The organism is Amycolatopsis sp. NPDC059021 (genome assembly GCF_042739895.1).
In the GTDB taxonomy this organism is placed as follows: Bacteria; Actinomycetota; Actinomycetes; order Mycobacteriales; family Pseudonocardiaceae; genus Amycolatopsis.
Window position 1 is genome coordinate 1 of record NZ_JBHYIQ010000192.1, and the last position, 6,740, is coordinate 6,740.

The window sequence follows — 6,740 nt, forward strand, 5'->3', positions numbered from 1 at the left end:
CTCGTGAGCGCCAGGGGGTGAGCGCTCACGAGTCCGCTGTCACGCGCTGTTACGGGCAGGTCTTCCAGGCGAAGTGGTAGACAGTCTTGATGCTGCCGTCGGTCGAGTCCATCGTCACGAAGCTCGTCGTCTTCTTCGGATCCGACGTCCCGGCATTCACGCGCAGCTCCGTGTTGATGTTGAGGTTGCGCTCCTCACCACACGGCTTGAAAACGATCGCACCGACATCCGTCGAATCCCGGAACTGCCAGTCGTCCTCGAAGAACCCCTTGATCGGATGATTCACGTAGGCCGTCGGCGAGTTGCCCTGGAAATAGTAGTTCGCCCGTTCGAGGCCGGTCGCGCCGGATTCGAGGTGCGCGAAACCACGGTAATCGGCCGCGGCAATTCCGTAGGTGAAGCCCTGCGGCACGTGGACGCGCAGGTTGATCTGGCAGTTCTTACGGAAGTCCGTTGGCGAGGAACCGACACCGACCTGGGCCGTGTATTCGCTGTAGGTCACGGTAAACGCTGTATTGTCGCTCGCGACCGCGACCGCGGCCGAGTTGGGCGGGCAGCCGCTACCGTTCACGGTGGCGACATCAATGATAATCCGATCCGGCGGCGGATTCGTCGGCCACGAATGCGGCGTCGGCGAAGCAACCGATGAAAGCGCTAGAAGGGCAGCAGCCATCGTAGTAAGCATGGGGTTCCTTCCCCTTACTTCCGATGTGGGCGGGGGTGTCGACAGGGTAGCGCAACCGCTACCCGCCGAGGCCCACTGAATGGAGCAACGTAATTACTTAGCTGCGCGCAGCAAAGTGTTAACCGTATCCTTAACAAAGCCACTGTGGATATTGACTGTTCAACAAAAAAGGCGCGCCGAATCCACAGTGACGAACCAATGCATCGAACTGGTCTGGACAGCCCGGCATGAATACAATCCGGCAATCACGGCAATTGGGGTATCCCCTTCGCCATGACGGCGTCGCGCCCGCCGGGCGGCGCTCGCTCGCGACCGGACCGGGGCGCGTGGACACCGAAGACCGGGCGCTCACGCGTCCCAGCGCCGCTCAATGCTCCGGGCAGGTCTTCCAGGCGAAGTGGTAGATGGTCTTGATGCTGCCGTCGGTCGAGTCCATCGTCACGAAGCTCGTCGTCTTCTTCGGATCCGACGTCCCGGCATTCGCCCGCAGTTCCGTGTTGATGTTGAGGTTGCGCTCCTCACCACACGGCTTGTAGATGATCGCACCGATGTCCGTTTGATCGGTGAACTGCCAGTCATCCTCCAGGAACCCCTTCAGGGGGTGATCAATGAAGGCAGTCGGCGAATTGCCCTGGAAATAGTAATTCGCTCTTTCCAATCCGGTCGCGCCGGCCTCGAGATGCGCGAAGCCACGGTAGTCAGCCTGCGTGATACCGTAGGTGAAGCCCTGCGGCACATGCACCTTCAGGCTGATCTGACAATTCTTGCGGAAGTCCGTCGGTGACGCCCCGACGCCGACCTTGGCCGTATAAACGCTGTAGGTCACAGTGAACGCCGTATTATCCGGCGCCACCGAAACCGCGGCCGACTTGGGCGGGCAGCCGGTACCGTTCACAGTAGCGACATCGATAATAATCTTGTCCGGTGGCGGATTCGTCGGCCACGTATGCGGAGCAGCGACCGACGAAATTGCTAAAAGGGCAGCAGCCATCGCAGTAAGCATGGGGTTCCTTCCCCTTACTTCCGTGTGGGCGTAGGCTTCGCCAGAGTAGCGCAACCACTACCACGCGACGCCCGCTGTATGGAGTAAAGTCATTCACGCAGGGTCACGCAGAGGTAAATACGTAAGAATTGACAAAAGAATCGACGGGCCGGACCGGGTAGTCACACCTTCGGAACCGTTTTAGAGATCGCCGCCGCACCGGGACGCAGAGGCCCGCCACGCCCTGCCGCGTAAGCGTTGGTGAGCGAGGTGCCGAGGGACGCCATCTCCTTTGTCGCGAACGCTCCGTTGAGGACGTTGATCGTCTCGAACGGAGCGTTCGCGACAGGACGGGCTCGTCGCCCCGCGGCCATCGCCCACGACGAACAGCTGCGTGCGAGCCTGTCCGACCGCGAGATCGCCCCCTGCGGCTACTCGCCCGGCTGAGGGCAACGTCACCCCCGGCGAACAGTGACTGGACGCACCCGGACGAGGACCGCGCGGGGTACTAGCATCGCGGTACTAGCCAAAGTCGTCTCAAGCTGGAGAAGCGCAATGACCCAAGCCCCCGTCAACGTCACCGTCACCGGTGCGGCCGGCCAGATCGGCTACGCGCTGCTGTTCCGCATCGCGTCCGGTCAGCTGCTCGGCGCCAACACCCCGGTGAAGCTGCGGCTCCTGGAGATCCCGCAGGCGGTCAAGGCGGCCGAGGGCACCGCGATGGAACTCGAGGACGGCGCGTTCCCGCTGCTCGCCGGGATCGACATCTTCGACGACCCGAAGCAGGCGTTCCAGGGCGCCAACGTGGCCCTGCTGGTCGGCGCGCGTCCCCGCTCCAAGGGCATGGAGCGCGGCGACCTGCTCGAGGCCAACGGCGGCATCTTCAAGCCCCAGGGCGAGGCCATCAACGCCGGCGCCGCCGAGGACATCCGCGTCCTGGTCGTCGGCAACCCGGCCAACACCAACGCCCTGATCGCGCAGCAGCACGCCCCCGACGTCCCGGCGGAGCGCTTCACCGCCATGACCCGCCTCGACCACAACCGCGCCCTCGCGCAGCTGTCGAAGCGGCTCGACGTCCCCGTGACCGACATCAAGAAGGTCGCGATCTGGGGCAACCACTCCGCCACCCAGTACCCCTCGATCCAGCACGCCGAGGTCGCGGGCAAGAGCGCCACGGAGGCCGTCAACGACCAGGCCTGGCTGGCCGACACCTTCATCCCGACCGTCGCCAAGCGCGGCGCGGCGATCATCGAGGCCCGTGGCCTTTCCTCGGCCGCCTCCGCCGCGTCGGCCGCCATCGACCACGTCTACACCTGGGTCAACGGCACCGCCGAGGGTGACTGGACCTCCGCCGGCGTCGTCTCGGACGGCTCCTACGGTGTACCGGAGGGCCTCATCTCGTCCTTCCCGGTCACCGCGAAGAACGGCAAGTACGAGATCGTCCAGGGCCTGGAGATCGACGAGTTCTCCCGTCCCCGCATCGACGCTTCGGTCAACGAGCTGGCCGAGGAGCGCGACGCCGTCAAGAAGCTCGGCCTGATCTGAGGCTGACCACTTCATGGGAGAGGCCCCTTTCGCAGCCACGCGAGAGGGGCCTCTCCCTGTCTGTGCTGTTTTGGTCGCGAGTGGAATGCTTACGTGGGGACGATTTTTTCACTCACAGCCCGGCCGTATAGATCGTTATACACTTAGAGGTTTTCGGAACCCGGAGTTCTCACGGTGCCTTGGCTGATCGCGGTGTCGATCTCGGCCTCGCTGTATCCGGCCGAGGTCAGGACGGCTCGGGTGTCCTCCCCCGCTGTCCGCGGTGGACTGACGGGCTTGCCGGGTGTGCGGCCGAGTTTGACCGGGATCCCCACTCCCCGATAGCCGTCGAGGTCGACGACCATCTCGCGGTGGCGGGCCTGGGGGCTGTCCATGGCCTCGGCGACGGTGTGGACGGGTGAGGCGGGGACGCCGCGGGCGAGCAGGCGTGTCCCCAGCTCCTCCCCTGTCCAGCAGGCGATCCGGGCGCCGAGGATGCGGCGGAGTTCGACGGCGTTGTGCACGCGGTCGGCGTTGGTGGCGAACCGGGGGTCCTCGGCGAGTCCGGGATCACCGAGGACGTCGGCGAGGGTGGCGAACTGCCGGTCATTCCCGGCACCGATGAACAGCAGGCCGTCCTGGGTCTCGAAGTTCTGGTAGGGCGCGATGGACGGATGCGCCGATCCGGCGCGGGGCGGGACGACGCCGTCGGCGAGCCAGCTCGCGGAATGCGGGTGCAGCAGGCTGATCGCGGTGTCGAGCAGCGCGCAGTCCACCAGCTGGCCGAGCCCGGACGTCTCCCGCTCGCGCAGAGCGAGCAGGATGCCGGAGAACGCGAAGAGCCCGGTGACGCTGTCCACCAGCGGAACACCGACTCGTACGGGCGGGCCGTCCGCCTCGCCGCTGACGTACATCAAACCGCCGTACGCCTGGAGGACCGCGTCGTAGCCGGGCATGCCGCCCATTGGTCCTTCGGTGCCGAATCCGGTGATGCGGCAATGGATCAGGCGGGGCCAGCGCTCACGGATGACGTCGTCCGGGTAACCCCACTTGGCCAGCGTCCCTGCCTTGAAGTTCTCGACGACGACGTCCACATCGGACAGCAAGCGGGCGAGGATCTCGCGGCCGGCGTCCGAGGACAGGTCGAGCACGATGTTCTTCTTGTTGCGGTTCAGGTTCGTGAAGTACGCGCTGGTGCCCTCGCGGACGAACGGTGGGCCCCAGCCGCGGGTCTCGTCCCCGCCCGGCGGCTCGACCTTGATCACCTCGGCGCCGTGGTCGGACAGCATCTGCGTGCAGTACGGGCCTGCCAGGACCCGGGACAGGTCGAGGACTTTGAGCCCGTCCAGCGCCCGCGCCGCCATCAGTAGGACCTCGGGAGCCCGAGGACGTGCTGGGCGACGTAGTTCATGATCATCTCCTGACTGATCGGTGCCAGCCGCAGCAGGCGGGCCTCCCGGAAATACCGCTCCACGTGATACTCCCGCGCGTAGCCCATGCCACCGTGCGTCTGCACCGCGGCGTCGGCGGCCTGGAACCCCGCGTCGGCGCACAGCCATTTCGCCATATTGGCCTCTTTACCGCAGGACAGGCCCTGGTCGTAGCGCCAGGCGGCGTTGCGGGCCATCAGCTCGGCGGCGTCCAGCCGGGTCGCCGCCTCGGCGAGCGGGAACGCGATGCCCTGGTTCCGGCCGATCGGGCGGTCGAAGACGACACGTTCGTTGGCGTACCGGACGGCACGGCGCAACGCGGCGCGTCCGATCCCCAGTGCTTCGTGGGCCAGCAGGATCCGTTCGGGATTGAGGCCGTCGAGCAGGTACCGGAAGCCCTGCCCCTCCTCCCCCACCCGCGCCGATTCCGGGACGCGGAGGTCGTCGATGAACACCTCGTAGCAGTGCACGGCGTTGCGGCCCATCTTCGGGATGGCGCGCAGCTGGACGGCGTCGGATTCGATGTCGACGAGGAACAACGACATCCCGTCCGTGGGCTTTTCGACGTCCTCGCGCCGGGTGGTCCGCGCGATGAGGACCATCTTCTGCGACTGGCCCGCCTTGGTGATGAACACCTTGCGGCCGTTGACGACGTAGGAGTCGCCGTCACGCCGGGCGAACGTCGTGATCCGCGTGGTGTCGGTCCCGGCGTCGGGCTCGGTGACACCGAAACACACGTGCAGCGAACCGTCGACGGCCCGGGGCAGGATCTCGCGGCGCAGTTGCTCGCTGCCGTGTTTGACGATCGTGTTGAGCCCGAAGATCGTCAGGTGCATCGTGCTGCAGCCGTTCATCGCCGCGCCGGAGGCGGCCACCTCTTCGAGGAGCAGCGCGGCTTCGAGGATGCCGAGACCGCCGCCGCCGTACTCCTCAGGGATCGCCATGCCGAGCCAGCCCGCGCCGGCGAAGGCGTCGTAGAACTCGTGTGGGAATTCGCCTCGCTCGTCCTTGTCCGCCCAGTAGTCGTCGGAGAACTTCCCCGCGAGCTCGCGGACCGCACCGCGGATGAGCTCCTGATCATCGGTCAGCCGGAAATCCACGACCTCGCCTTCCGATCGTCCGTATTTACGAACCCGAATCCGGATCTACGGCCAACGTAAGCGGCAGACACGCTCCGATCAAGGCATACTCCGCGCACCAGGTGCGCTAGAGTTCGTATATACGAACGCATGGAGGATGCCGATGAGCGAGTCCGCCGCACGGGAACACCGCACGGTGAGCCGCGTAACCGGCATCCTGGAGAGCGTCGCCCGCGAAGGCGGCGCCCGGATGCACGAACTGGCCGCCACCCTGGACGCGCCGAAGTCCTCGGTGTTCGGCCTCGTGAAGGGCCTGGTCTCCACCGGCTACCTGATCGAGGACGGCGGCGTCTACCGGCTCGGCCCGGCACTCGCGAACCTGTCGCCCGCGGGCAGGCCGGACATCGTCGCCGCGACGCGCCCCAGTCTCGAAGACCTCCGCGCGAAGTTCGACGAGACGGCCACGCTCAGCATCGGTGTCGGCGACGCGCTCATCTACCTCGACACCGTCGAATCCGGGCAGCTGATCCGCTACTCCCCTCCCCTGCGCGTCCGGCGGCCGCTGTATCCGCCGAGCGCGGGCAAGGTGCTCCTGGCGTACCTGCCCGAACGACGCCGGGAGGCGTACCTGGCCTCCGTACTGCCGGAGGATCGCATTCCGGCGGCACGGGCGGAACTCGACCTCGTCCGCACGGACGGTGTCGCCTTCAATCGCGGCGAGACGCTGCCCGACGTCAGTGCCGCGGCGCGGCCGGTCCTGATCAACGGCGGTCCTGTCGCCGTCATCGCCGTCGCGGGGCCCACCTCCCGCATCCTCGACCGGCTGCCCGCGATCGCCGAGTCGCTGATCGACGCGACCACCGCCATCGCGGGCCGCTTGCCCGGCCGCGGCTGACAGTCTCGCTGGAGGTTCTGGGGCTGTGGATGCGCCCGGAATGCCTGCGGTGTGCTGGCCTGGCTACGGTGCGACAAGGGCGTCCCTGGGTGCGTTGGGTGCACCGAGGGACGCCCCGGGGGCTGCCCGCGCCCCCCGGGCGCCC

The 6,740-nt window shown here is 66.6% G+C and carries 7 protein-coding genes; 3 read left to right on the top strand and 4 right to left on the bottom strand.

Annotated features, from left to right (window positions below; translation table 11 throughout):
• Positions 1–49: 49 nt before the first annotated feature.
• Positions 50–685, bottom strand: coding sequence for a DUF4360 domain-containing protein (locus ACFWX1_RS47580; protein ID WP_378396547.1), 636 nt, complete (start codon positions 683–685; stop codon positions 50–52).
• A gap of 367 nt (positions 686–1,052) precedes the next feature.
• The gene (locus ACFWX1_RS47585) at positions 1,053–1,688 is read right to left on the bottom strand and encodes a DUF4360 domain-containing protein (protein WP_378396548.1); all 636 of its coding nucleotides are present in this window, start codon (positions 1,686–1,688) and stop codon (positions 1,053–1,055) included.
• Positions 1,689–1,937: 249 nt separating this feature from the next.
• Here ACFWX1_RS47585 and ACFWX1_RS47590 point away from each other — a divergent pair, with 249 nt between their 5' ends.
• The gene (locus ACFWX1_RS47590; protein WP_378396549.1) at positions 1,938–2,114 is read left to right on the top strand and encodes a hypothetical protein; all 177 of its coding nucleotides are present in this window, start codon (positions 1,938–1,940) and stop codon (positions 2,112–2,114) included.
• A 108-nt stretch (positions 2,115–2,222) separates the two neighbouring features.
• Positions 2,223–3,212 (top strand): malate dehydrogenase, encoded by a 990-nt coding sequence (locus tag ACFWX1_RS47595; protein ID WP_378396550.1) that lies wholly within the window; start codon positions 2,223–2,225, stop codon positions 3,210–3,212.
• 143 nt (positions 3,213–3,355) lie between these two features.
• Here the strand turns inward: ACFWX1_RS47595 and ACFWX1_RS47600 are convergent, their stop codons facing one another.
• Both ACFWX1_RS47600 and ACFWX1_RS47605 read right to left on the bottom strand, forming a co-directional pair.
• The gene (locus ACFWX1_RS47600; RefSeq protein ID WP_378396551.1) at positions 3,356–4,555 is read right to left on the bottom strand and encodes a CaiB/BaiF CoA transferase family protein; all 1,200 of its coding nucleotides are present in this window, start codon (positions 4,553–4,555) and stop codon (positions 3,356–3,358) included.
• Complete coding sequence (locus ACFWX1_RS47605) at positions 4,555–5,721, bottom strand: acyl-CoA dehydrogenase family protein (RefSeq protein WP_378396552.1); 1,167 nt, start codon at positions 5,719–5,721, stop codon at positions 4,555–4,557. Before ACFWX1_RS47605 ends, ACFWX1_RS47600 begins: the two co-directional genes overlap by 1 nt.
• Before the next feature lie 142 nt (positions 5,722–5,863).
• Here ACFWX1_RS47605 and ACFWX1_RS47610 point away from each other — a divergent pair, with 142 nt between their 5' ends.
• Positions 5,864–6,595 carry an IclR family transcriptional regulator gene (locus ACFWX1_RS47610; RefSeq protein WP_378396553.1) on the top strand — a complete coding sequence of 244 codons (732 nt, stop codon included), beginning with the start codon at positions 5,864–5,866 and terminating at the stop codon, positions 6,593–6,595.
• Positions 6,596–6,740: the final 145 nt, after the last annotated feature.

What these genes read in the sequence shown, in the direction of transcription:
- ACFWX1_RS47600 (WP_378396551.1), bottom strand. Translation starts at nt 4,555, where the DNA reads ATGGCGGCGCGGGCGCTGGACGGGCTCAAAGTCCTCGACCTGTCCCGG.
- ACFWX1_RS47585 (WP_378396548.1), bottom strand. Translation starts at nt 1,688, where the DNA reads ATGCTTACTGCGATGGCTGCTGCCCTTTTAGCAATTTCGTCGGTCGCT.
- ACFWX1_RS47610 (WP_378396553.1), top strand. Translation starts at nt 5,864, where the DNA reads ATGAGCGAGTCCGCCGCACGGGAACACCGCACGGTGAGCCGCGTAACC.
- ACFWX1_RS47580 (WP_378396547.1), bottom strand. Translation starts at nt 685, where the DNA reads ATGCTTACTACGATGGCTGCTGCCCTTCTAGCGCTTTCATCGGTTGCT.
- ACFWX1_RS47595 (WP_378396550.1), top strand. Translation starts at nt 2,223, where the DNA reads ATGACCCAAGCCCCCGTCAACGTCACCGTCACCGGTGCGGCCGGCCAG.